This window comes from Chroococcus sp. FPU101, assembly GCF_017312365.1.
In the GTDB taxonomy this organism is placed as follows: domain Bacteria; phylum Cyanobacteriota; class Cyanobacteriia; order Cyanobacteriales; family Microcystaceae; genus Chroococcus.
Window position 1 is genome coordinate 59419 of the sequence record NZ_BLJI01000011.1, and the last position, 24200, is coordinate 83618.

Annotated in this window: 21 protein-coding genes and 3 pseudogenes; 13 read left to right on the top strand and 11 right to left on the bottom strand. The window is 39.6% G+C overall.

What is annotated here, in order from left to right:
* The first annotated feature begins 142 nt into the window (after window positions 1-142).
* The 3 genes from CFPU101_RS26150 (at window position 143) to CFPU101_RS12015 (ending at window position 2098) form a co-directional block, all read left to right on the top strand.
* The gene (locus CFPU101_RS26150; RefSeq protein WP_307730444.1) at window positions 143-310 is read left to right on the top strand and encodes a hypothetical protein; all 168 of its coding nucleotides are present in this window, start codon (window positions 143-145) and stop codon (window positions 308-310) included.
* Window positions 295-633, top strand: a complete 339-nt coding sequence (locus tag CFPU101_RS26155; protein ID WP_307730445.1) for a hypothetical protein — start codon at window positions 295-297, stop codon at window positions 631-633. The genes CFPU101_RS26150 and CFPU101_RS26155 overlap by 16 nt, the downstream gene beginning before the upstream one ends.
* A gap of 145 nt (window positions 634-778) precedes the next feature.
* A complete protein-coding gene (locus CFPU101_RS12015) occupies window positions 779-2098 on the top strand; it encodes an ABC transporter substrate-binding protein (RefSeq protein ID WP_206815583.1) in 1320 nt (439 codons plus the stop codon).
* 91 nt (window positions 2099-2189) lie between these two features.
* Here CFPU101_RS12015 and CFPU101_RS12020 read toward each other — a convergent pair whose 3' ends face one another.
* From CFPU101_RS12020 to CFPU101_RS12050, 7 genes and pseudogenes are all read right to left on the bottom strand, one after another.
* Complete coding sequence (locus CFPU101_RS12020; RefSeq protein ID WP_206815584.1) at window positions 2190-3119, bottom strand: isoaspartyl peptidase/L-asparaginase; 930 nt, start codon at window positions 3117-3119, stop codon at window positions 2190-2192.
* A 62-nt stretch (window positions 3120-3181) separates the two neighbouring features.
* The gene (locus tag CFPU101_RS12025) at window positions 3182-5458 is read right to left on the bottom strand and encodes an FdhF/YdeP family oxidoreductase (RefSeq protein ID WP_206815585.1); all 2277 of its coding nucleotides are present in this window, start codon (window positions 5456-5458) and stop codon (window positions 3182-3184) included.
* 112 nt (window positions 5459-5570) lie between these two features.
* A pseudogene (locus tag CFPU101_RS12030) lies at window positions 5571-7303 on the bottom strand (peptide ABC transporter substrate-binding protein).
* Between the two features lie 61 nt (window positions 7304-7364).
* The gene (locus CFPU101_RS12035; RefSeq protein ID WP_206815649.1) at window positions 7365-7940 is read right to left on the bottom strand and encodes a DUF4126 domain-containing protein; all 576 of its coding nucleotides are present in this window, start codon (window positions 7938-7940) and stop codon (window positions 7365-7367) included.
* Between the two features lie 63 nt (window positions 7941-8003).
* Window positions 8004-9044, bottom strand: coding sequence for a bifunctional heptose 7-phosphate kinase/heptose 1-phosphate adenyltransferase (locus tag CFPU101_RS12040; protein ID WP_206815586.1), 1041 nt, complete (start codon window positions 9042-9044; stop codon window positions 8004-8006).
* Window positions 9045-9124: 80 nt separating this feature from the next.
* A complete protein-coding gene (locus CFPU101_RS12045) occupies window positions 9125-10741 on the bottom strand; it encodes a TonB family protein (protein ID WP_206815587.1) in 1617 nt (538 codons plus the stop codon).
* 262 nt (window positions 10742-11003) lie between these two features.
* The gene (locus CFPU101_RS12050) at window positions 11004-11813 is read right to left on the bottom strand and encodes an inositol monophosphatase family protein (RefSeq protein ID WP_206815588.1); all 810 of its coding nucleotides are present in this window, start codon (window positions 11811-11813) and stop codon (window positions 11004-11006) included.
* A gap of 157 nt (window positions 11814-11970) precedes the next feature.
* On the opposite strand from CFPU101_RS12050, the gene CFPU101_RS12055 reads away from it, so the two are divergent.
* Both CFPU101_RS12055 and CFPU101_RS25590 read left to right on the top strand, forming a co-directional pair.
* Window positions 11971-12213 (top strand): calcium-binding protein, encoded by a 243-nt coding sequence (locus CFPU101_RS12055; RefSeq protein WP_206815589.1) that lies wholly within the window; start codon window positions 11971-11973, stop codon window positions 12211-12213.
* Window positions 12214-12362: 149 nt separating this feature from the next.
* Window positions 12363-12503: pseudogene (locus CFPU101_RS25590) on the top strand (hypothetical protein); the annotation flags it as partial.
* A 127-nt stretch (window positions 12504-12630) separates the two neighbouring features.
* Here CFPU101_RS25590 and CFPU101_RS25595 read toward each other — a convergent pair.
* Entirely contained in the window at window positions 12631-12780 is a 150-nt protein-coding gene (locus tag CFPU101_RS25595; RefSeq protein ID WP_242577907.1) for a hypothetical protein, read from the bottom strand.
* Here CFPU101_RS25595 and CFPU101_RS26270 point away from each other — a divergent pair.
* Both CFPU101_RS26270 and CFPU101_RS12075 read left to right on the top strand, forming a co-directional pair.
* A pseudogene (locus CFPU101_RS26270) lies at window positions 12725-13675 on the top strand (calcium-binding protein); the annotation flags it as partial. The gene CFPU101_RS25595 and the pseudogene CFPU101_RS26270 overlap by 56 nt on opposite strands.
* A 48-nt stretch (window positions 13676-13723) precedes the next feature.
* Window positions 13724-15400 carry a calcium-binding protein gene (locus CFPU101_RS12075; protein ID WP_206815590.1) on the top strand — a complete coding sequence of 559 codons (1677 nt, stop codon included), beginning with the start codon at window positions 13724-13726 and terminating at the stop codon, window positions 15398-15400.
* A gap of 61 nt (window positions 15401-15461) precedes the next feature.
* On the opposite strand, the gene CFPU101_RS12080 is transcribed toward CFPU101_RS12075, so the two are convergent.
* Entirely contained in the window at window positions 15462-15977 is a 516-nt protein-coding gene (locus CFPU101_RS12080; RefSeq protein WP_206815591.1) for a diguanylate cyclase, read from the bottom strand.
* 506 nt (window positions 15978-16483) lie between these two features.
* Here CFPU101_RS12080 and CFPU101_RS12085 point away from each other — a divergent pair.
* On the top strand, window positions 16484-17365 hold the full coding sequence (locus CFPU101_RS12085; RefSeq protein ID WP_206815592.1) for an alpha/beta fold hydrolase: 882 nt from the start codon (window positions 16484-16486) through the stop codon (window positions 17363-17365).
* A gap of 35 nt (window positions 17366-17400) precedes the next feature.
* Here the strand turns inward: CFPU101_RS12085 and rodA are convergent, their stop codons facing one another.
* Complete coding sequence (gene rodA, locus CFPU101_RS12090) at window positions 17401-18666, bottom strand: rod shape-determining protein RodA (RefSeq protein WP_206815593.1); 1266 nt, start codon at window positions 18664-18666, stop codon at window positions 17401-17403.
* Window positions 18667-18687: 21 nt separating this feature from the next.
* Entirely contained in the window at window positions 18688-19749 is a 1062-nt protein-coding gene (locus tag CFPU101_RS12095; protein WP_206815594.1) for an Mrp/NBP35 family ATP-binding protein, read from the bottom strand.
* Between the two features lie 163 nt (window positions 19750-19912).
* Between CFPU101_RS12095 and ispD the strand changes: the two genes are divergently transcribed.
* From ispD to CFPU101_RS12120, 5 genes are all read left to right on the top strand, one after another.
* A complete protein-coding gene (gene ispD / locus CFPU101_RS12100; protein WP_206815595.1) occupies window positions 19913-20599 on the top strand; it encodes a 2-C-methyl-D-erythritol 4-phosphate cytidylyltransferase in 687 nt (228 codons plus the stop codon).
* Window positions 20600-20665: 66 nt separating this feature from the next.
* Window positions 20666-21634, top strand: a complete 969-nt coding sequence (locus tag CFPU101_RS12105; RefSeq protein WP_206815596.1) for a glycosyltransferase family 2 protein — start codon at window positions 20666-20668, stop codon at window positions 21632-21634.
* A 52-nt stretch (window positions 21635-21686) separates the two neighbouring features.
* Window positions 21687-22232 carry a dTDP-4-dehydrorhamnose 3,5-epimerase gene (gene rfbC / locus CFPU101_RS12110; protein ID WP_206815597.1) on the top strand — a complete coding sequence of 182 codons (546 nt, stop codon included), beginning with the start codon at window positions 21687-21689 and terminating at the stop codon, window positions 22230-22232.
* 2 nt (window positions 22233-22234) lie between these two features.
* Window positions 22235-23113 carry a dTDP-4-dehydrorhamnose reductase gene (gene rfbD, locus CFPU101_RS12115; protein WP_206815598.1) on the top strand — a complete coding sequence of 293 codons (879 nt, stop codon included), beginning with the start codon at window positions 22235-22237 and terminating at the stop codon, window positions 23111-23113.
* The gene (locus tag CFPU101_RS12120) at window positions 23110-24183 is read left to right on the top strand and encodes a glucose-1-phosphate thymidylyltransferase (protein WP_206815599.1); all 1074 of its coding nucleotides are present in this window, start codon (window positions 23110-23112) and stop codon (window positions 24181-24183) included. The genes rfbD and CFPU101_RS12120 overlap by 4 nt, the downstream gene beginning before the upstream one ends.
* Window positions 24184-24200: the final 17 nt, after the last annotated feature.

Below are 24200 nucleotides of genomic sequence, written 5' to 3' on the forward strand. Positions count from 1 at the left end.
CTGATGGTGAACCTTTGGCCGAATCTTATTCACATCTTACCGTAATTCTAATGACCGAAGCCGTCTTGAAACAATATCTATCAGGTCATCAAGCAACCGTTTTAGCTAATCAATTTATGTACTATGCCCAAGGTTATCACGTTTGCGGGTTGCCCCTGATGTCATGGTCATTTTTGATGTTCCACCAGGTGGCAGAGATAATTATAAAATTTGGGAAGAAGGACAAGTCCCTAAAGTGATTTTTGAAATGACCTCACAAGGGACTAAAAACCAAGACCTAGAGTTTAAAAAACATTGTATGAACAATTAGGAGTGTATAAATACTGGCTTTTCGCTCCTAGAGGAGAATGGTGGATCAAAGAACAATTAAAAGGCTATCGCTTAGATGAAGATAGCTATAGAGTCATTACCGATGCTCGTAGTGAACCGTTACAGATACGATTAGTGATTGAAGGAGAATTAATTAGCTTCTACCCTGAAGATAATGGAGAAAAATTGCTAATTCCTGATGAGTTAGCCGAAGCATTAGACCAAGAGACAACGGCAAGACTGGATGCAGAGGCAAGACTGGAAGAAACACAACAAAGATTAGCAGATACAGAAACCCTCTTGCAACAATATCGAGAACAATAAAGGCGAGTTACCAAACCCATAAAAGAGAGGGAACTGGTTTAAAAGACGGGATGTCAGGGGAGAAAATGCAGTAACAAGAAACTGTAAACTGTATTCCATTGTCTTGTTAAAATCTAAACTCTAGAAAATATAGTAAGAAAACACTATGAGTCATCCATCTCAAGAACGATTTTTTAAATTACCTTTCACAATCGTAGTTAGTGCGATCGCGGCTGGCCTTTTCGCTCAAGCTTGTACCAGTGGCACCAATACAACCACCACTAGCACTAATACGACTCAAACCGCCGCCTCAGACGCAGGGCTTAAATTAGGTTCACTTCTACCTGTAACTGGAGATCTTTCGGCGGTTGGTCAAAATATGCCCGAAGCAGTAACACTAGCAGTTGATACGATTAATGCTTGTGGAGGGGTCAACGGCAAACCTGTTACTCTAGTCAAAGAAGATGATCAAACAGATCCAGCAGCAGGGGCATCCGCAATGACTAAACTTGCAGAAGTGGATAAAGTGGCGGGTGTCGTAGGTTCATTTGCCAGTAGCGTTTCTACGGCAGCCGTTGATATCGCAGTACGGGATCAAGTTGTGTTAATTTCACCCGGTAGTACCAGCCCTGTTTTTACAAATCAAGCCAAAAAAGGTGAATTTAAAGGATTTTGGGCCAGAACCGCTCCGCCAGATACCTATCAGGCACAAGCATTAGCCACTTTAGCTCATGAAAAAGGCTTTAAAAATGTCGCAACGGTTGTCATTAATAATGATTATGGGGTAGGGTTTGAACAAGAATTTGTTAAAGCTTTTGAAAAACTCGGCGGGAATATTGTAGATAAAGATAAACCTGTGCGTTATGATCCCAAAGCAGCAACCTTTGATAGCGAAGCAAGTGCCGCTTTTAATAATAAACCTGATGCAGTAGCCGCCGTTCTCTATTCTGAAACTGGCAGTTTACTCATTCAGTCTGCTTACAAACAAGGTTTACTCAAAGGTGTTACTCTGCTTTTAACCGATGGGGTTCAAACAGAAGAATTTACAAAAGCAGTGGGCAAAACTCAAGATCAAAAATCGATTGTTAGTGGTGCATTAGGAACGGTTCCAGGGGCAGATGGAAAAGCTTTAGCCGCTTTCACCACATTATGGAAAGATAAAACAGGTAAGGAGATCACCGCTTATGTTCCCCATACTTGGGATGCCGCCGTTTTGTTGATGTTAGCCGCAGAAGCAGCAAAGGCAAATACGGGTGTAGGGATACAAAGTAAACTCAGAGATGTTGCTAATGCACCTGGAATAGAAGTGAGTGATGCTTGTGAAGCGATCGCACTTGTTAAAAAAGGTGAAGATATTAACTATCAAGGTGCTAGTGGTAATGTTGATATTGATGAAAACGGGGATGTTTTCGGTAGCTATGATGTTTGGACAGTTAAAGATGATGGTTCAATAAAAACGATTGATCAAGTGACTCCAAGTCGATAATTAACTAAGGGTAGAAAGACCAAACCCCTACAATTATTATTTTTTGTGCATTTGTAGGGGCTTGGTTGCCAAGCCCTTTAAACCTAAAATTTTAAATAATGTGTCCCATCAATTCATCAGTAGTCCATTCTAGGGTATCGCCGATCGCTTCTCCATTATGATAAGCAGCAAGAAGGATTTCAGCCGTTTTCCCCCATGCGATCGCACCACTCGCATCCAAAGAAATCGCCCCAAGATCTCGGTTATTCTCTAATGATTCTTTCATTGATCGTTCCATTGCTTCGGGTAAAGAAAGCCCATCTGTTACACGAATAACGATACGAGTCGCTAAGGCTTCTTCTACAATATCTTCACCAATACCCGTACAACTAACACCTGCATATTTATTCGCATAATTTCCCGCAACTGTCGCAGAATCACTCACTCTGCCGATGCGTTCTAAACCTTTACCACCTGTAGACGTTCCAGCCGCAATTCTACCAGAGCGATCTAGGGCAACCACCCCAATTGTACCGCGTCGATCTTCACTCGCTCTTGCATACAAACGTGCTGTTTTACGTTCAAAATTATTTTTACGTTCTAAGATCCATTCTTCAACCCGAAAGTCGATAATCGGATCATATAATGGGATCTCCAGTTCTCTGGTGAGTTCTGCTGCACCCACATCAGAGAAAGTGCGATCGTCTTGTTCTTGTAAAAATTTTGTGATGTGGATTGGGTTTTTAATTCGTGAAACATTAATCACTCCGCTAAACCGTTGTCTATCACCATCCATCAATGACGCACTCATCCGTACTTGTCCGTCAGACTGCAATACTGAACCTGTACCCGCATTAAATCGCGGATCGTTCTCTAATAACTCACAGCCTAAAAGTACCGCATCTACCGCACTTTTTCCACTTTCTAATAAATCATAGACTTCTTTAATCACAATATGAAGTGACTCACGAACTTGGATTAAGCCGCCTTTATCTTCTAAGGTACTGGCTCCGCCGTGAATAATTAGTTTAGGTGTCGTCATTTTTTTAGGGGTTCAGCTTTAAATATTACCAAACCCTCTATTATAACACATAATTTTAGATTTTACGCATAAACAAATACTGGAACTCGTTTATAGGCGGGAGTACCTGATCGTTTTTCGACTTTGGGATGAAAAATCACATTGACTTCAGGATAGAACATTAAGGCGGCTCCTTGGCGGACTGCACCATAAATCACTTCTACGTCTTCCATCTTGCCAACATTGCCTTGTACCGTCACTTTTTGATGTTCGGCTAAACCGATACTTTCTGCATCGATACGGTTCATCAAAATACAATTACGATGAGGCATTCCCCGATATTGATCCCCAATTTTATAAACAACGGTGTTATGTTGAGAATAACTACGCCCTGTCATTAAAGCAAGTACGATACCTTGTTGAGTTTCAGGAATACCAAATTCTTCTTTTTTGGGTAAAGATAAATTCGGTAGCGGTGTGACAAACATTTTCGCTTTACCAGATGGTGTTTGAAATTTCGGTTCAGTTAAAATACGACCGCCAATGGTAAATTCTTCTTTAGTATCATCAATCGTACCTATCTTTTCATAACCAGGGATGGTTTGCGCGATTAATTGGCGAATATATCGAGTATCTTGTAATTTACGCCAGTTAACGGGGTATTCTCCATGTAGTCGATGGGCAAGTTCAGTCAAAAATCTAACTTCTGGAATAACATCAACATCTTTGAGATGGGTTTCACCTTCATCATTGAGGCGTACAAAATTATTACCCGATTCGACGGTTGTTTTATAAGGATTTTCAAACCGGTTCAGTACAGGGATAACAATGGTATTGTGTTTGGCTAACCCGTGAAAATGTCCTATGTTAGGTTTGGTGGCTAGATAAATAATCGTTTCAATCTTGCCTAAAGCCCGTTTTGCTCCATTAGAATCAGGGTTTGCACCGTATAAATTGCCTCCTACACAAATGAGAGTATCGACTTTCCCCGCATCGGCTGCTTCAATTAAAGAACTGGTTTCGTAACCTTGTACACGACTCAGAGAACGTCCTAAAAGCTTTTCTAGGGCTTCTTGAATCTCTTTTTTTAGCTTGACGGTAACACCCATTGAACCGAAACCCTGTACGTTAGAATGGCCTCTTACAGGCATCACTCCCGCCCCTTCTTTGCCGACATTACCTGTTATGAGTGCAGTATTGGCGATGCTGTATACATTGTCTACACCGTTATCATGTTGGGTGAGTCCCATTGCCCAAGCAAACACGACACGAGGTGATGTACCAATCATTGTAGCTGCGGCTTCTATTTCTTCTTTTGAAACACCACAGATACTTGTAATGGTTTCCCAAGAAGTTGTTTTAGCCTGTTCTAGAATGGCTTCCCAGTCTTCGGTATGTGCTTGTAAATAATCTAGTTTAATTAAATTTTGTTCGATAAGGGATTTTTGGATACCGACAAACAGGGCGGTATCACTCCCTGGAATCGGTTGTAGGTATAATGAAGAAATCTCCGAACCAGGAATCAAAGATTTTAGGGGAAATGCAGGCGAACCAAATTTAACTAAGCCGACTTCCATCACGGGATTAATGACAATAATCTTACCACCGCGCTCGTCACGAAGTTTGATTAATTCATTCATGAAGCGTGGATGATTATAAGAAGAATTTGCACCCGCTAAAACCACACAATCAGATTTTTTGAGGTTTTCTAGACTAACAACTGAGGTACGAGTCCCAAACATTTGACTAAGTGCCGTTGTTGAGGGAGCGTGGCACAAATCGGAACAATCGGCTAAATTATTAGAACCGAGTGTCCGCATCATCAGTTGTAATAAAAAAGCAGACTCGTTAGAAGAACGTCCCGAACTATAAGAAGCGACTCTTTCGGGTTGTTTGCTACGAAAAGCGGTTTCAGCAATTTGATATATTTCCTCCCATGAAATACGCTCATAATGGGATTTACCTTCTCTTAGAATCATCGGAAAACTAAGTCTTCCCAATCTATCGGCTTCGAGTGAGGTTAATCGTTGTAGATCACTTATACTAACTTTTTCAAAAAAATGTTTTTCAATGGGGGGTTGAATTTCTGCGGAGATAGCCTCAACACTTTTCATACAGCGTTGCAGTTTTTCCCCCTCTTCATTGGTAAAACCGCCTTTCTGCCCACCTGTACCCCACGAGCAAGAAAGACAAGCACTATGATGGAATAAAGTCTTCCAAAGTTTTGGCCCTTCGGGTGAGATGGTGTGTTCTGCCCAATATTCAATGACAGGCAAACCACCGCCAATATCAGGAGTTTCGGCGTTTTTTTCGTTAAAGGGTGGTACGAGTTGGACATTTTGCGGTGATTGGGTGTCCATGTGGCTTACCTCTAGTTAGGCGTTATAATTCAAAACGATTGAGTAGCATAATCTTCATACTACATAAATTTATTATCTCTAAAATCAGTCGCCAGGGTGGTTTTTGATTTATTTAATCTCGTTTCCAGTCTTTAATATTCCAGGTATTACGTTCCCAAGGTGATAGTTCAAACCCTTGTAAAGTATTACTAATTCCGACAACATCAGCCCGATGAACTAAGGGAATTACAATAAAGTTATTGACGAGAAGATCATTCATTTTAATAAACAACTGTCTTCTTTTTTCTGGGTCTAGTTCTTGTGTCGATTGTTGCCAAAGTCGATCGTATTCTGGATTACAATAGCGAGAATAGTTATCGCCAGACCAATTATTCGATTTTTGGGGAATGGAAGCACAAGTATAAGTTTTCATGTAATCTGATGGATCTGGGCTATTATTTCCAGTAGTAAACATTTGTAAATCTGCATAGAAATGTTCGACTGTATCATTATTAGCAGGATCACTAGAAAAAAAGACACCCGCATCAACACTTTTTAACTCGCTCCAATACCAATTGATTGTAATCCTTGTTTGACAATTTCTTGAGTTTTCTGACGTAACGTATTAACCGAAGTTTGAAAAACCACTTGCATTTCTACGCCATTTTTATCTCGAACGCCATTTCCGTTCGTATCTTTCCATCCTGCCTCATCTAAAAGAGTTTTGGCTTTCTCTAAATTAAATTCAAAGCGAGTATTAGGAGAATAATATTGTTCGGGTTTAACTAAAAAATTAGCCGTTGCTTTTCCCGTAATACCATACAGTTGTTGAGCAATTGTATCTCGATCAATAGCCAGAGAAAAAGCTTGACGTACTTTAGGATCAGAGAAAAATAGATGAGGATTTTTTAAGCTAGAACGTTCACCCTCTGGTGTTGCTAAATTAGGATCTGATAGATTAAATAAAATGCGTTCCATTAAAGAACCAAAACTTGAAATTAATTTACCTCGCCCTGTTTTTTCTAATTCATTTAAAATAGAAGCTTCTACTTGTAAATTATAAGCATAATCGGCTTCTTGGGTTTGTAAAACAGAACGTGCGGCTGAAGTCGCATCACCACCACCTTTTAATTCAATTCGTTTAAAACCTAATTGATTAACATCTCGAAAATTAGGATTAGGTTCATAAGTAACGGTATCTCCTGGTCTAAATTCTATAACTTTATACGGGCCAGTTCCAACAGGTAATAAATTAGTCGGTGCTTGACGAGCTTTTTCGCCATTAAAATTTTGATAAAGATGACTGGGTAAAATTAATCCTTCACTACCGACAAAAATTAATGACCAAGCTGGATTAACGGTTTTAAAATTAATTTTGACTGTTTCATTATTAATCGCTTCTACACTTTTAATAATTTCATAGGTTCCCGCGTTTGTTGAACCCGTTTTCGGATTACTGATAAATTGATAGGTGAAAACAACATCTTTAGCAGTAAAAGGTGCGCCATCAGACCATTTAATATCTTTTTTAAGTTTCCAAATCACCGATTTACCATCTTTAGCAATTCCACCATTGTCTATAGTTGGAATTTCTGCAGCTAAAAACGGAATCATTTCCCCTTTTTCATTGTAACTAGCTAACGGTTCTAGGGTAATTCGTCCAGCTTCTGCATCTTTAAAACCCGTTGATAAGTGAGGATTTAAAATCGTAGGTGCTTGCCAATAGAGTAATCTCAAAACTTCTGCGTTATTTTGTGAAGTGGAAGGGGTTTGAGTATTATTACACGCACCAACAATAAAAGTTAAACCAATTGATAAAAGAAATAGAGATGACCAAAAAAAACGCTTTAATAATTTAAGTCTCATTGCTCGCTAGTTATAATGTACTATATTTAATGGTAGTGATTGACGATACACTTGCCATATCTTACAAAAATTGTTGATATTTATCTGCTGTCCTCTCACTATTTATCCAGCGTCGCCATTCACTAGCACTACGAATCACGAGCCACAATAAGAGTAAAGCAATTAATCCACCTTTTTCGGGTGCATTGAGTGAAAATTCGACTAAAATCACACAAAGAAAATCTACTAAAAAAGTCGCCCAAATGGGAATCCCACGCAATCGAAAAAACCAGCCCATTTGTACTAACTGAATCACAAAAGCCAAGCTACCGCCAACAATTCCTAAAATCCATATAACTTGAACGGGTAGATTAATTATCCTAGCAATCGTCAAGCTCATCAATACACCCACCAAGGGACTAAAAGCCAATTGAATTAACTGTAATACCCATTGTCCTAATAAATTTTTTGAGCCAAAAAGTTCAAATAATGACCAACTAATTAAGATAGAAAAGACAACTTGAGGATGAAAACGAGACAGCAAAGGGATATTTAACCATAACTCGCTGTGTATCAGACTAACAACCAATAAAGGTAAGGCACTTCTTAAACCTGCGGCCGCCGATGCTGATAATACTGCTAGAATTCCCGTAACGATGACCATAAGGAGGAAACATATCAATCCGTGTTTATATTGTTAGTTTACCCAAGTCAATATCACCTACGCCCCTTCTTCTAATAGTAGTTTTAAAGCTGTTCTAATTTCTGAAACTGATGTGGTTGCTGTGCCAAATTGACGAATGACTAAACTTGCGGCTAAATTCCCTAGTACTGCCGCGTCCCAAAATGTTCCCCCGCAACACAAGGCGAGGGTTAAAGCAGCAACGACGGTATCTCCTGCCCCTGTCACATCAAAAACGTCGGTACGATTAAAGGCTGGAATATGCCATGATTCTACATGATCTCCAAAGGATTGAAATAAACTCATGCCATCTTCGCCACGTGTGATTAATATCCGTTTAGCTTGAGTGAGTTTGAGTAAATCACGACCTGCTTGTTGTAGGGTAACATCGTCTTTAATCGAATATCCAACTGCTTGTTCTGCTTCGGGTAAATTGGGAGTAAATAAAGTAGCCCCCGCAAACCGAAATAAATCTTTTTGAGTATCGACGATAACTTGATGATGTTTTAATGCTGCTTGAATGACGGGTGAAGTAAAAACGCCATCCCCATAATCAGAACAAACTACCGCATCAACTGTATTGATTTGCTCTTGAATATAGTCTGCCAATTTTGATTGTAATTCAGTAGTGGGCAGATCATCCGATTTACGATCGACTCTTACAATTTGTTGTGTCACTGACTGCCGCGCATGACCCGCAATTCGAGTTTTAGTGACTGTAGGACGATCGCCATCTATAATAATGCCATGTGTATTAATCAGAGCATCTGTGAAAATATGCTTTAATGCGTCACCTTGAGCATCTAAGCCAATGAAGCCCGCTACTTTCACATTTCCACCTAATTTAGCCAAATTATAAACCGCATTAGCCCCACCACCTGGAATTTGACGGGTAAATTCATGACGCAAAATTAATACAGGTGCCTCTCTAGAAATGCGTTCAACTTGTCCTGTCAAAAACTCATCTAAAGTTAAATCACCAATCACTAAAACATTAACGGTTTCAAACTGATTCAATAAATTAAACAGTCTATCCGCATTTGCTAGAAGTTCCGAGAAAAAAGCCGAATGTTTAACCATTATCATTTAATCAACAAAAATTAAACCCACGCCTTAGCTGTATCATTAAGACGTTTAAACAAGCCTCGTTGTTGCTTTCCTTAATTATCCAGATTACGAGATTCTTCTGAGGGCGGTTCAGGTTTTTTAGAAGTTGGTGGACTGGGTGGCTCAATTTCTGGCTTTTTAAGAGTTGGGGGTGCAGGAGGTTCTACACTCTGTTGATTTTGTGCTGGAGTCTCTGGGGGTTGAATAACGGGTTGTTGTTCAGGTTTTTTAGTTTCGACTGGGGGATTAATGGGAGTTTGTGGGATTAAATTTTCGGGTTTGGGATTAGCCGATGGGGTATTAATCAGATTATCTTCAGAGGGGTTTGCGGGTGTTTGTGGAGTCGCTTCAGGTTGAGGACTAGATGGAGGTGCTACCCGAACATTCTCAGGAGTGGAGTTTACAGGCGTTTGAGGAGGTGATACAGGGATTGGGGTTGAGTTTTGATCTTTTGGAGTAACTGAAGGTTTAGGAGCCTCTAAGGTGGGAGTTTGTGCGGGGTTAACGCGGGTTTCAATCGGCGGATTCTGCTCTAAAGGCTGTGGTTGTGTATAGCCTGGGCAGATGCTAGGGTCAAATTTATAACTGACAGAAACGCGATAAGATTTAGGTTGACCTGTCGTATTAGATAAACTCATCCCTCGAACGGTTTGAAAGGCTGTTTGATTTAAGAGAGGATAACCTGCACTTTTAATCAGATAAGGTGTCCCTGTCATAATACCTTGAGGGTTAACAGATACGCCATAAACGCTGGTTCCTTCTATGTTTGCTGAACACGCCGCCCTTGGATAGATTCCAGTCACATAAACGGCTTCTGGCTTGACTTCTTGAACTTTATTAAGCCAAGCAATATAATTTTTACGAGCTTGCTCATCGGTAGTATTACTCGAATCTGGCTGAACACTCGCCGATCTTTCTAAGATATCATTAATTAATCTGCGCCGTCGTTCGGCATTGAGAGCAACTTGGTCTGGTAATGTTGAAATTTCAGTATTTTGTTGTTGAACTTCTTGCTCTTGTTGATTGCGTAGTTGTTCTTCTTGTGAGGCATTAATCGGCGCACGTCTTAAATTTTCGAGGTCTAGTGAATCTCTAAAGGGGTCAAACTGCGGTCTAGTAATGGGTCTAGGTTTTGCTACTTCTAGATTTGGGGTATTGGTATTGGGTGGTGCGGGTAAATAAGTGGGTGGAGGTGGAAAATTCGGCGCAGTTCTGGGTATTCTAATTGAAGGTGTCGGAGGAGAATACACCCCAATTGAAGGAGGAGCATAGGAACCCGATGAAATTGGTGGCAGTGGTGGTAATGAAGGTAAAGAGGGTAAGGAAGGGACAGAAGCAACAGGAGGGTTTACAGGATTGAGAGAGGATAAATCTGGAATGGAAGAACTATTTAATGAGGGAAGATTTGGAAGACTGGGAACTGACGGAACTTCGGGTACAGGAGAAAGATTAGGTAAGCGAGATTGTTCGATTGGATTTAATTCAATGACACCAACGTTACGCTGTTCGTTAATAGGCTTAGAATCTGCAGAATAACGCCATAAACTCGGTAAAAGAACCCCTAAAATCAACAAATGGAGTCCAATCGAGGTGAAAATCGAAAAGCTATCTGCATTAAATATTTTTTTTGATAAACCCTGTTGCTTAGAGTTTAGAGAGAAGGAAGACATAGGCTTTAGCAAGTGAAGCATTTTCAATATTATAAGGAACCCATAGATCTATTGTGCTGATGAGTTCTTTAAAATGTACTATAAAATTGGTTCGCTTAATCTGTTCGTCAAACAGTAGTCTAACATTTTTGATTTCATTTAATGCTCATAGTAATTTAATCATCAATAAAAGTCAGTTGCCATAGATTTTAATAGATTAGTTGACTTCCAGAGAATAAATATTAAGAATGGAAAAAAACAATAAAAATATACAGCAAGTAAATTAATTCCCTAAAAACTCTACTAAAGGTTTAAATACTGGAACTAATTCATCACGACTGGTTACTAAACAAGGAAACGATCGCTGTCCATAATTTTCCCCAACTTTTAAAGGAAAAATTGGCTCTGGAGATAAAGAAATAAATATCCCGCCTGCGGCTTGTAAAATCACCCAAACTGCCGCTAAATCCCAGATTTTCGGGGTTGCTTCAACACCACCCAAAGCCGCTCCAGAAGCCACTAAAAGGATGTTATAACTCGCTACACCAATCATCCGAATCTTACAAGGGAAAGGATTTTTAAGAACATCTATACTACGAGCGCACAAGTTAAAAAGATGATTGAGGCTAGGCTGATCTAAACTGGTTTGGAGCAATTCTCCGTTACAATAAGCCCCTGTTGGCCCAATTAAACCCGAATTTCCATACCAATAACCATAATAAGACTGTTGTACTTGGGGAAAATAAACATAACCGAAAACGGGGGTTCCTTGATACAGTAATCCCAATGAAATCCCCCAAATCGGAATCCCTCTGGTAAAATTCGTTGTACCATCGATCGGATCAACGATCCAACACCAATCATTTTTAGGGAAAATATGGGTAGTTTCTTCCGTTAAAACTCCATGTTCAGGAAATCGAGTTAAAATCGCTTCTCTAATTTCTCGATCAGACCATTGATCGGCTTTAGTCACTAGAGTACCATCTTCTTTTCGGGTTGCTTGCAGTTTCCCAAAATCATTAACTAAGGTTTCGCCAACTCGTTTAGTCGTTTTTATCGCAAAACTCAGAATATCTGTCCAAAATTGATCCATTGTTATTGTTGCTGTCAGTCTGTGTCTAGACTCATTGTATCTGTGTTGCTCTGTTATGGCAGGAGTATTACTTCCATGTTCTTCTCTAGTTCTTCTCGATTCAACTTTACTCTAAAAATCAAGAGATAAGAGTTGATGATACGGAGCTACACAAGAAATGGCTATTAACGGAACACCTGGAAATGATTTAATCAATGGAACAACTTTAGATGAAACAATTTATGGTTTAGCAGGTAACGATACAATTAATGCGCTAAACGGAAATGATTATCTCTATGGTGGTGATGGCAATGATAGTTTAAATGGGGATGCGGGTAATGATGTTATTTATGGTGAAGCAGGTAACGATACTCTAAATGGCGGTGATGGCGATGCGGTGATAGCATCGTTGGCGGTTTAGGATATGATCGCCTCTACATTAATCAATCGTCTAGCGCAACACCATTCACAATTAACTATACAACTCCAACTGGAGGAACAACTTCAGGTGGCGGTTCAATTAAAGAAGTTGAATATATTGATTTTCGAGGAGGAACAGGCAATGATAATATCAACACTTTTGGTGCTACTCTTTCTGTCTTATATGGTGGAGCCGGGAATGACACGCTAACGTCTGGTGCAGGCGGTGATTATCTCTATGGTGGCGATGGCAATGATAGCTTAAATGCTAGTGTAGGCAATGACAATTTATATGGTGAAGCAGGTAACGATACCTTAAATGGCGGTGATGGCGATGCGGTGATAGCATCGTTGGCGGTGTAGGATATGATCGGCTTTATATCGATCAATCAACCAGCGCAACACCATTCACAATTAACTATACAACTCCAACTGGAGGAACAACTTCAGGTGGTGGTTCGATTAAAGAAGTTGAATATATTGATTTTCGAGGAGGAACAGGCAATGATAATATCAACACTTCTGGTGCTACTGCTTCTAACTTATATGGTAGAGCCGGTAATGACACGCTAACCGCAGGTGCAGGCGGTGATTATCTCTATGGTGGCGATGGCAATGATAGCTTAGGTGGTGGTGCAGGCAATGACAATTTATATGGTGAAGCAGGTAACGATACATTAAATGGCGGTGATGGCAATGATTATATCTATGATACGGGTTTCGGTGATAGTATCGTTGGCGGTTTAGGAACCGATCAACTTTATCTAAACTTATACAATACAGCAACTCCAATCACGATCGTCTATACAAATTCGGTTGGAGATAGTATTACGGGCGGCGGTGTTATTAAAGAAATTGAAAACATCGACTTTAGAGGTAGCAACGGAAACGATAATGTTAATACCTCGGCAGCAACTTATGCCAGTTTATACGGATATGGCGGAAATGACACACTAACCGCAGGTACAGGCAATGATTATTTTTATGGTGGCGATGGGAATGATAGTATCAGTGGTGGTATAGGAAATGACAATCTTTACGGTGAAGCTGGTGGTGATACATTAATTGGTGGTGATGGAAATGATTATTTTAGCGATACTGGTTTTGGTGATAGTATTATTGGCGGTTTAGGAACCGATCAACTTTATCTAAACTTAGCCAATACAGCAACTCCAATCACGATCATCTATACAAATTCGGCTGGAGATAGTATTACGGGTGGCGGTGTCATCAAAGAGGTTGAAAGTATCGATTTTAGAGGTAGTAACGGTAACGATAATGTTAACGTAGGGGCATCAACTTACGCCATTTTATACGGATTTACAGGTAATGACACTCTCATCAGTGGTGTAGGAAATGACTATCTTTATGGTGGTATCGGTAATGATAGTCTTGATGGAGGTGCAGGAAACGACTCTCTTTACGGTGAAGCAGGCAACGATACGCTCATTGGTGGTGATGGCAATGATTATCTTTCTGATACGGGTTTCGGTGATAGTATCGTTGGTGGATTGGGAATAGATACACTCAACATCAATCTAGCTAATACTTCAACCGCTTTCACTCTCACTTATCTTAATGCTACTGGTGGCACTGCATCAGGTGGTGGAGTAATTAAAGAAATTGAAAACTTCTCCATTACAGGCAGTAATGCTGGTGATAATATTAACGTTTCTACTTCAACTTATGCCGTTTTGTACGGATCTGGTGGAAATGATACCCTTACTGCAGGTGCAGGAAACGATAATTTAAGCGGTGGTGATGGAAATGATACTTTAAATGGTAGTGCAGGAAACGATTATCTATCTGGCGACGCAGGCAACGATACATTAAATGGTGGTTTAGGAAATGATAACATTAGTGGTGGACTAGGCGATGATCTTTTAATAGATGTTGCAGAAACGAGCGTTTCAGGAAGTTATCAAGGTGATGCAGGAACCGACACCCTCAACTACACCGCAAGTACAGCAGCTTTAACCGTTAATTTTAATAACCCTCAATTAACCTACGGTACAATTAGCAACATCTCATCTATTGGTTATTTCTACAATATCGAAGTTCTAGATTTTACGGGCAGTGCTGGCAACGATAATGTTAATGTTTCTTTAATTGGTCGAGCAATTCTCAGAGGTGGTTTAGGAAATGATACCCTGATTGGTGGTGCAGGAAATGATACGTTTATCGAACAAGCAACCGCCGATAATATTACAGGAGGTGCAGGAACCGATACTTATAATGTTACTGCGGGTACGACTGCTCTAAACGTTACTTTTACCACAGTAGGAAGCGGTACAACTTCTGCGGGTGCAACTTTTACGGGAATTGAAAATCTTGTCTATACTGGAAGTGCAGGCAATGATACTGTGAATGCGACAGCCGCGATTCAGTCCAATTTAAGCGGTTTAGCAGGAAATGACTCTCTAACCAGTGGTGCAGGAAATGATACCCTTGATGGCGGTTTAGGAAATGATACCCTCAATGGTGGTGCAGGAAATGATACTTTTATTGAACAAGCTACCGCTGATCGTATCATAGGTAGCACAGGCATCGATACTTATAATGTTACTGCGCTCACGACTGCTCTAAACGTTACTTTTACAACAGCAGGAAGTGGTACAACCTCTGCGGGTGCAACTTTTACCGAAATAGAAAACCTTGTTTTTACTGGAAGTGCAGTCAATGATACTGTGAATGCTACAGCCGCGATTCAAGCCACATTAAGAGGATTAGGCGGTAATGATAGTTTAACCTCTGGTGCGGGAAATGATCTTTTAGATGGTGGAGATGGCATCGATACACTTACTGGAGGCGCGGGCAATGATACGCTAGTTGGTGGAATTGGTAATGATTCCCTATTCGGTGGCGTAAGTGCAGATGTGTTCAGATTTAATTCTGTCACAGAAGGCATTGACACCATAAACGATTTTAGTGTCGTTGATGATGTGATTCATGTCTCAAAAGCAGGTTTTGGTGCTGGTTTAAGTACAAGTACCATTAATACCGCTATTCTTGCTAACCAATTTGTCATCGGTTCTGCGGCAACCTCTAGCACACATCGCTTTATCTACAATAACAGTACAGGCACATTATTTTATGATGCTGATGGTAATGGTGTCGGTGCTGCAACTCAAATTGCTACACTCAATACTGGACTCAGTATGACCAATGCCGATATCTTTGTGGTGTAAATAATTAAAGAAAGAATTCTGTTACGATGAGGGTTTGGAAACCAAATCCTTTTTCTTTTTTCTAATTTATATAGCTATTTGAGATGCTCACCCGTTTACTTGCATCAAAGGGATGAACAATATAAAAACTATTATTTTGATTTTTCGCCATCATCAAAGCTTCTCTCGCTCTTTCTAAAATGATTTCGATATTGTGCTCAGTTTCTTGATAGCTGGCAATGCCAATTTTAATGATAGGTTGAATTAAATTTTGATTGCTCATAAAACTCATTCCAGAAAGAATACGATATAAACGTTGAGCTACTTTAAGTGCTGCTGAAGTATTAGCAAAAGGTAAAAGAATAACAAAATTATCTTGAGTTAAATTAGCAAAAAAATCATCAGATCGCAAATTTATCTGGAGTATTTGACTTATTTGAGCTTGTTTGAATTGTTCATTTTCAATTTGTTCTAGGTGATCAAAATTGATAATCAACAAAGATAAATTATCATGATATAGATAAATACGCTTTAATTCTTGTTGGGTGATTTCAAGAAAATCTTGTTGATTTAAGATTTTCTGTAGTGGCTCAATCATTATTAATTTTGAAAAATTGATAGAGGGATTAAATCTTAAAAAAGCTATCTAGAAAGAAAGCAGGGTTAGTCATCAAATCGTTAATCTAATAACTAACCGCTTAGTATGCTATGCATCCGCTTTTTGAATCCTGCACACTATTGTTGTTCTTTCTTTAAAAAAATACGATAATGGTTGTCACCTAAAATGTGTGATATTCGTCATAGACAATATACTAAATAGATGTACTGTGGTTTAACTTAAGTGAAGTCAATCCAAAAAAAGCAGTTTTATCAGACACAAGGCAAAGATTCCGTTACACTAAAAAGCTTAAAGCCAATCAGCTTTTAAAGAAGCAATATTATAAAATTTGCAGTAGCTTTTTGTATTGTACACTGAATACAAAACCTATAGCGTAGCGTAATAAAAGTAGCGATCAGGCGTGAAATCAGCACCATGCTTTCTGGTTTACCCTAAACAGGATCGAGCTACACTAGAAATAATTAACATTACTTAACATTTGGGTTATGCAAACAGGTTCAGTTGCATCACTAACGACGACTGCTGGTATTTACTGGCAGTGGCGAGGACAAACAATCTATTATACTAAAGCAGGTTCTCGACAAGAAGGAAAACCCGCCTTACTATTAGTACATGGTTTCGGCGCATCAACTGATCATTGGCGAAAAAATATAGCCCAGTTGCAACAAGATTTTGAAGTATGGGCGATCGATCTGTTGGGTTTTGGACGGTCAGCAAAAGCGAAAATCGAGTATAGTGCTGATTTATGGCGCGATCAACTGTATGACTTTATTACCAATGTGATTAAAAAACCCGTTGTCTTAGCGGGGAACTCACTGGGTGGTTATGTATCATTGTGTGTAGCGGCACAATATCCCTCATCTGTAGCAGGATTAATCTTACTCAATAGTGCAGGCCCTTTTACGGAAGTGCAAGCACCTTCAAAACCGAGTATTATCCAAAATATAATCCGCTATATTTTGCTGCAATCATGGGCTAGTTTTTTCTTATTCCAATTTGTCCGTAATCGGGCTAATATTCGGAAAACGCTGTCTAAAGTCTATGTCGATCAAAGCGCAATTACCGATCAATTGGTAGAAGATATTTATCGTCCCTCTTGTGATCCTGGGGCGGCGCAAGTTTTTGCGGCTGTCTTTAAAAATCCTCATGGCGAAAAGGTCGATGTATTACTAAAACGAATGCAATGTCCTTTACTGATGTTGTGGGGTGAAGGCGATCCTTGGATGAAATCTAGAGAAAGAGGAATCCAATATCGTCAATATTATCCGAATCTTACTGAATATTACCTCAATGCGGGTCACTGCCCCCATGATGAAGTCCCCGATCAGGTTAATCAATTAATTCAAAACTGGATGTTAACTTTATAGACCAATAAGGGCTTGGAAATCAAGCCCCTACAAAATTAATACAATCTCTTACGCGGTCGAAAATTAGAGACAGATTCGACTAATCCAAGTGCGATAAAATTGGTTAATAATGCTGATCGACCATAACTTAAAAACGGTAAAGGAATTCCTGTTATCGGGGCGAGTCCAACCGTCATACTAATATTAATAATCGTCTGAAACGCAATCATTGATAAAACACCAACGGCTAGTAATGAACCGAAATTTTCTTTAGCCCGATTAGCAATAATAATTAAACGTAGACAAATCAGCCAAAAAATAATTAAAACAGCAATTCCTCCGATAAAGCCAAACTCTTCACCCACTGCGGAAAAAATAAAATCGGTATGTTGTTCTGGAATAAAATTCAGTTGTGTTTGAGTTCCATGATGTAAACCTCGCCCCCAGAGTTCACCAGAACCAATGGCAATACGAGACTGAATTAACTGATAGCCTCCTCCTAGGGGATTTTTCTCGGGATGAAGAAACAACGTTAAACGATCTTTTTGATATTCTTTTAATAATCCCCACAAAACACCGCCCAATTGACCGACCATTGTATTAACCGCGACAACTAAAATAGTCGATAAGATCCGCAATGGTAAACTGATCCAAGCAATCAAACCAATAATCACCGCCCAAACAATCCAAGCGGGAAACAATAGATTATAGAGAATAGCAGAGATCAACGGCGAAAGCATAATAATCAGCCATCCGGGGTTAGCATCCGCCCAATACAACATCCCTAATGTAATTGCCCCAAAAACCAGAGATGTACCTAAGTCAGGTTGTAAGAGAATTAAAACCCAGGGAACCGCCGTCACCAAGAGGACGCGAAACACAGAGAGAAGATTAGACGCAGGATTACGATGGAGTAAAGCGGCTAGGGTAATAATTAAGCCAACTTTGGCAAATTCTGACGGCTGAATATTAAAACTACCGATATTTAGCCAACTTTGCGCCCCATTTGCCGTAACACCCATCAGAATAACCGCAATTAAGGATAAGTTCGTCAGAATATAAGTTAACCAATGCCAGCGTAATAAGCCCTCATAACGCGATCGCGCAATCATCAAAGCGATTACTGTACCTATCAGACCGAATAACCAATGTTGCCAGCCATCCCCCGCTTTTTCCGTGAGTTCTGAACTGCGGATCATCAAACCACCATAAGCAGTTAAACCCACCACAGCATAAAAAAGAACCCAGTCAACCTGGGGTAAATCAGCCTGTAAAAGTTTCCAATAAACCTTAAACTGAGGTATTAAAGTTCGATGCAGCATATCTCACACCGTTATATGAAGTTAGGCATAGGCAGCTATAGATACTTTAGCTGCAATTTGTTGTGCGATCGCTGTTAACGCTTTTGCCGAAGCAGACTCGCTATCAGAGATCACAATGGGAATTCCTTGATCTCCCCCTATTCTTAAAGGAATCTCCAGAGGAACACAACCGAGTAAAGGGACTTGTAACTCTTGAGACGCTTTTTGCCCGCCTCCAGAGCCAAAAATATCGTAATTGCGATCGGGTAAATCGGGAGGAATAAAATAGCTCATATTCTCTACAATTCCTAGCACATTTACGCCCATTTGCTGAAACATTTTTAAACCGCGTCTAGCATCTAATAAAGAAACGTTTTGAGGTGTAGTCACAATAACTGCTCCTGCAATGGGGACTGCTTGGATCAAGGTTAACTGTGCATCGCCCGTTCCAGGTGGCATATCAACAATTAAATAATCTAAACTGCCCCAAGACACCTGATAGAGAAACTGTCTAATGATGCCATTTAACATTGGGCCGCGCCAGATAACGGGTTGATCTCGATTAATTAAAAATCCCATCGAAACCATTTTCACGCCATAATTAAACGCAGGTTCTAGAATATCGCCAGCTTTGCCTTGTTGTACCTTGATTTCGGCATCCGTTAAACCTAACATAGTCGGTGCATTGGGGCCATAAATATCTGCATCTAATAAACCCACTTTCGCCCCTGCTTTGGCTAATGCGACTGCTACATTCACCGCAACAGTACTTTTACCAACTCCACCTTTACCACTAGAAATAGCGATAATATTTTTAATCCCAAAAACGGATTGTTTATCGGGTACATCTTTTTGTTTTGGTGTTTCGGCGGTTACAGTCACATCTACCTTTTCGACACCAGGTAATTGTTTAACGGCTTTTTGACAATCTTCAACAATAAATTCTCGTAATGGACACGCAGGAGTCGTTAAAACCAAGGTAAAACTCACTTGACTGCCTTTGATTTGAACATCACGAATCATGTTTAGTTCAACTAAACTCTTTTGCAGTTCGGGATCTTGTACTGGACGTAAAACATCTAAAATGGATTGTGTATCGATCATGATTGATTTAAACTTCCGATCCCCTTTTAATTGTGGCCAGATCTGTCTCTACCAAAAATGGTAACGGTTTTGGGGGTCAGATGACTAGAGTTAATAGGATAAAATTTCTCGTTGATCCTGATTATGATAATCTGAGACTCAGACAGTGACAGGATTTTCATTAATGTATTTACTGATTCCAGCCGCAGGAAAAGGGACACGAATGGGAAGGGTGCGTAATAAACTTTTATTACCCCTTCTTGAGAAACCGCTTTTATTTTGGACGTTATTGGCTGCAAAGAAATCTAATGCTATACAATGGATAGGCATTATTGGACAAAGCGAAGATTTTGCTGATTTTAAAAGTATTCTTGCTGATTTATCTTTGTCTAAACCTGTTGAATTGATCCTTGGTGGCACAACCCGTCAAGAATCCGTTTACAATGGCTTAAAAGCCCTACCAACATCAGCAGAACACGTTTTAATTCATGATGGGGCGAGATGTTTAGCCACACCCGATTTATTTGATCGTTGTGCCAAAGCTTTAGAAACGTGTCAGGGTTTAATTGCGGGGATTCCTGTTAAAGATACGATAAAAATAGTGGATGAAAACGGTTTAATTTTAGATACTCCAGATCGAAGTCAATTATGGGCTGCCCAAACTCCCCAAGGATTTGATGTAAAATTACTCAAACAATCTCATGATCAGGGTTATCAGTTGGGTTGGGAAGTGACCGACGATGCAGCTTTGTTTGAAAAATGCGATTTAAGAGTCAATATTGTTTTAGGTGAGGAAACCAATTTAAAGGTAACGACACCTGTCGATCTGGCAATTGCTGAATATATTTTACGTCAAAGATTAGAATCATAAACTTGATTTTTGGTCAGATTGATTATAGTAATAGGGGTGTTAATCCATTTAACCCATTTGCCAAGAATGAGTTCCTTTAACCCAAACGATCAATCTGACTGGCTTACTGTATCGGTGATTGTCCCGATTTATAATGGTGAAGAAGATTTAGCCGATTTGCTTGATTGTCTAACTCAACAGACTTACCCAAAAGAAAAAACTGAGTATTTTTTAGTTGATAATAATAGTAGCGATCGCACTCCAGATATTTTAGCCACTGCGGTCGAAAAAGCCAACCGTGAAGGTCTTAAATTTCATCATCTAACCCAAAAACAGATTCAAAGTTCCTATGCGGCCAGAAATGCTGGAATTAAAGCATCTCATGGGGAAATCTTAGTTTTTACAGATATGGACTGTCGTCCGTATCCCAATTGGGTTGAAGAAATGGTTAAACCCTTTAGTAATCAATCAATTGGCATTGTAGCAGGAGAATTAATTGCTTTAAAAGGTGATAGTTTCCTAGAACAATATGCAGAACGAGTAGAAATGATGAATCAAAAGTTTTTGTTAGAACATCCTTTTTGTCCCTATGGCCAAACCGCTAATCTTGCCATTCGGAAAAGTATTCTAGAAAAAGTGGGTCTATTTCGTCCCTACTTAACCACTGGGGGAGATGCAGATATTTGTTGGCGCATTCAACGAGAAACGGGCTATCAACTAGAATACTCACCCAAAGCGATTATTCAACATCGTCACCGTGCTAATTTTAAAAGTTTTCGCAGCCAGTTTCGCCGTTATGGTTCTTCTAATCGCTATTTACATGAATTACATGGTGTCCAACTGATGCGAGAATGTAACACCCAAGATTTAGTTTATGGTGTGGGTCGTTGGCTAGTCAAAGATCTGCCAAAAAAGAGTATAAAATTACTACTTGGTCGGGCTGATTGGATCGATTTGATACGGACACCCATTGATTTAATCGGGTTTCAAGCGAGAAGTATCGGACAAAAAGAGGCTAAACTTCCAGAACAAGCCAAACAGATTGAATGGTTATAGCAGACTTTGTGATAAACTACCTGAAAAAATTGAATCAATCCATTAAATTTTTATGAAGGTTATTTCTACTGATATTCCAGACGTTTTAATTATTGAACCGCAAGTCTACGGGGATGAACGAGGTTTCTTTTTTGAAAGTTTTAATATTAGAACTTTTAAAGAGAAAACTGGACTAGATGTAGAATTTGTTCAAGATAATCACTCCCGTTCCTTTCAAAATGTCCTCAGAGGTTTACACTATCAGATCCAACAACCCCAAGGTAAATTAGTACGTGTCGTGGTGGGTGAAGTTTTTGATGTTGCGGTGGATCTTCGGGAAAGTTCCCCGACTTTTGGTAAATGGGTGAGTTGTTTATTAAGTGAAGAAAATAAACGACAATTCTGGATACCTCCTGGTTTTGCTCATGGATTCTTAGTTTTATCCGATTACGCTGACTTTTTGTATAAAACCACGAATTATTATGCCCCACAATACGATCGCACTTTACTCTGGAATGATCCTAAAGTTGGTATCGATTGGCCAATTACAGGAGAGGCTATCTTATCTGAAAAAGATCAAGTTGGTCAACCATTAGAAAAAGCTGAAATTTTTATTTAATCATGAAGCGTATTTTATTGATTGGTTCACAGGGACAAGTCGGACAAGAATTACAATATACTTTACCCGAACTCGGTGAAGTGATTAGAGTCGGACGAGATCAATTAGATTTATCTGATGGTGGCAAACTGCGTCAGATCATCTGTGAAACTAAACCCGATTGTATCGTCAATGCTGCTGCTTATACCGCAGTGGATAAGGCTGAATCCGAAATTGAATTAGCCAATGCAATTAATGGAACTGCACCTCAAATTATGGCAGAAGAAGCGGACAAGTTAGGTGCAACATTTCTTCATATTTCGACGGATTATGTTTTTGATGGACAACAAAACACACCTTATTTAGAAACCGATCCGACGAATCCATTAGGGTCTTATGGCAATTCTAAACTAATCGGCGAAAAATTGATTCAACAAGTCGGGGGCAACTCCATTATTTTAAGGACTGCTTGGGTTTATGGTACCTATGGTAAAGGCAATTTTGTTAAAACCATGTTACGAGTGGGCCAAGAACGCTCAGAATTAAAAGTAGTGGTTGATCAAGTGGGTTGTCCAACCTGGGCTAAAGATATTGCTGATGCGATCGCTCTTTTACTCTTAAATTCAGCCACACCTGGGATCTATCACTTTACGAATAGTGGGGCCGTCAGTTGGTATGATTTTGCACAGGCGATTTTTGATGAAGCAAAACTTATGGGATTTTCACTAAATGTTAAACAAGTTATTCCCATTACCACTGATCAATATCCTACACCAGCTATTCGTCCTGCCTATTCGGTTCTAGGGGGTCAAAAAATTACGCCTATTCTCGGAACCTATCCCCCCTATTGGCGAGACTCTCTTAAACAAATGCTTAAACAACTTCATTCGGTGACCTCATGAAAGCTTTAATTCTCTCTGGTGGTAAAGGAACTCGTTTACGTCCTCTCACTTATACGGGTGCCAAACAATTAGTACCCGTTGCAAATAAACCGATTTTATGGTACGGAATAGAATCTTTAGTTGCAGCAGGAATTACGGATATTGGGATTATTATTAGTCCCGAAACTGGGGAAGAAATTAAAATAAAAACGGGGAATGGCGATCGCTTTGGGGCTAATATTAATTATATTCTTCAAGATCAGCCCCTTGGTTTAGCCCATGCGGTGAAAATTGCCCAACCGTTTTTAGGGGATTCTCCGTTTGTCATGTATTTAGGCGATAACCTGATTCAAGATGATCTTAAACCGTTTTTAGACTCATTTAAGCAACAACAGCTTCAGGCTCTTATTTTATTACGCACTGTCTCGAATCCGTCAGCTTTTGGGGTCGCTCAAGTTGATGACAAGGGTCGAGTTTTACAGTTAGTCGAAAAACCCCAAAATCCAATGTCTAATCTAGCATTGGTGGGGATTTATTTCTTTTCAAGTGCGATCCATCATGCGATTTCTTGTATTCAACCATCTGCTAGAGGTGAGTTAGAAATTACTGATGCCATTCAAGAATTAATCAATCAACAACAGTCAGTAGAAGCATTACAGTTATACGGTTGGTGGTTAGATACAGGGAAAAAAGATGATCTACTCGAAGCAAATCGTATTATTTTAGATACTTGCTTAGTTACAGAAATTAAAGGCGAAAAAGACAACAACAGTCAGATTATTGGACGAGTGGCGATCGGCAAAGGTTCTAAAATAATTAATAGTACCATTAGAGGCCCTGTGGTCATTGGTGAAGATTGTCAGATCGAAAATTGCTTTATTGGCCCCTATACCAGCGTCGCAGATCGGGCGATTCTCCAAGCGACGGATGTCGAACATAGTGTCATTTTAAAAGAAGCTCAAATTATCGGCATTGACGATCGCATTATTGATAGTGTGATTGGACAACGCGCTAAACTGAGCTTAACACCCCATCACCCGAAAGCCGTTCGTTTTATGATTGGAGATGATTCGCAGATTGAATTGTATTAATAGTATCCATCTAAAAT

What these genes read in the sequence shown, in the direction of transcription:
- CFPU101_RS12025 (WP_206815585.1), bottom strand. Translation starts at nt 5,458, where the DNA reads ATGGACACCCAATCACCGCAAAATGTCCAACTCGTACCACCCTTTAAC.
- CFPU101_RS12015 (WP_206815583.1), top strand. Translation starts at nt 779, where the DNA reads ATGAGTCATCCATCTCAAGAACGATTTTTTAAATTACCTTTCACAATC.
- CFPU101_RS12040 (WP_206815586.1), bottom strand. Translation starts at nt 9,044, where the DNA reads ATGGTTAAACATTCGGCTTTTTTCTCGGAACTTCTAGCAAATGCGGAT.
- CFPU101_RS12050 (WP_206815588.1), bottom strand. Translation starts at nt 11,813, where the DNA reads ATGGATCAATTTTGGACAGATATTCTGAGTTTTGCGATAAAAACGACT.
- CFPU101_RS12045 (WP_206815587.1), bottom strand. Translation starts at nt 10,741, where the DNA reads ATGTCTTCCTTCTCTCTAAACTCTAAGCAACAGGGTTTATCAAAAAAA.
- rfbD (WP_206815598.1), top strand. Translation starts at nt 22,235, where the DNA reads ATGAAGCGTATTTTATTGATTGGTTCACAGGGACAAGTCGGACAAGAA.
- rfbC (WP_206815597.1), top strand. Translation starts at nt 21,687, where the DNA reads ATGAAGGTTATTTCTACTGATATTCCAGACGTTTTAATTATTGAACCG.
- CFPU101_RS12020 (WP_206815584.1), bottom strand. Translation starts at nt 3,119, where the DNA reads ATGACGACACCTAAACTAATTATTCACGGCGGAGCCAGTACCTTAGAA.
- rodA (WP_206815593.1), bottom strand. Translation starts at nt 18,666, where the DNA reads ATGCTGCATCGAACTTTAATACCTCAGTTTAAGGTTTATTGGAAACTT.
- CFPU101_RS12095 (WP_206815594.1), bottom strand. Translation starts at nt 19,749, where the DNA reads ATGATCGATACACAATCCATTTTAGATGTTTTACGTCCAGTACAAGAT.
- CFPU101_RS12080 (WP_206815591.1), bottom strand. Translation starts at nt 15,977, where the DNA reads ATGATTGAGCCACTACAGAAAATCTTAAATCAACAAGATTTTCTTGAA.
- CFPU101_RS12085 (WP_206815592.1), top strand. Translation starts at nt 16,484, where the DNA reads ATGCAAACAGGTTCAGTTGCATCACTAACGACGACTGCTGGTATTTAC.
- CFPU101_RS12105 (WP_206815596.1), top strand. Translation starts at nt 20,666, where the DNA reads ATGAGTTCCTTTAACCCAAACGATCAATCTGACTGGCTTACTGTATCG.
- CFPU101_RS12120 (WP_206815599.1), top strand. Translation starts at nt 23,110, where the DNA reads ATGAAAGCTTTAATTCTCTCTGGTGGTAAAGGAACTCGTTTACGTCCT.
- CFPU101_RS12055 (WP_206815589.1), top strand. Translation starts at nt 11,971, where the DNA reads ATGGCTATTAACGGAACACCTGGAAATGATTTAATCAATGGAACAACT.
- ispD (WP_206815595.1), top strand. Translation starts at nt 19,913, where the DNA reads ATGTATTTACTGATTCCAGCCGCAGGAAAAGGGACACGAATGGGAAGG.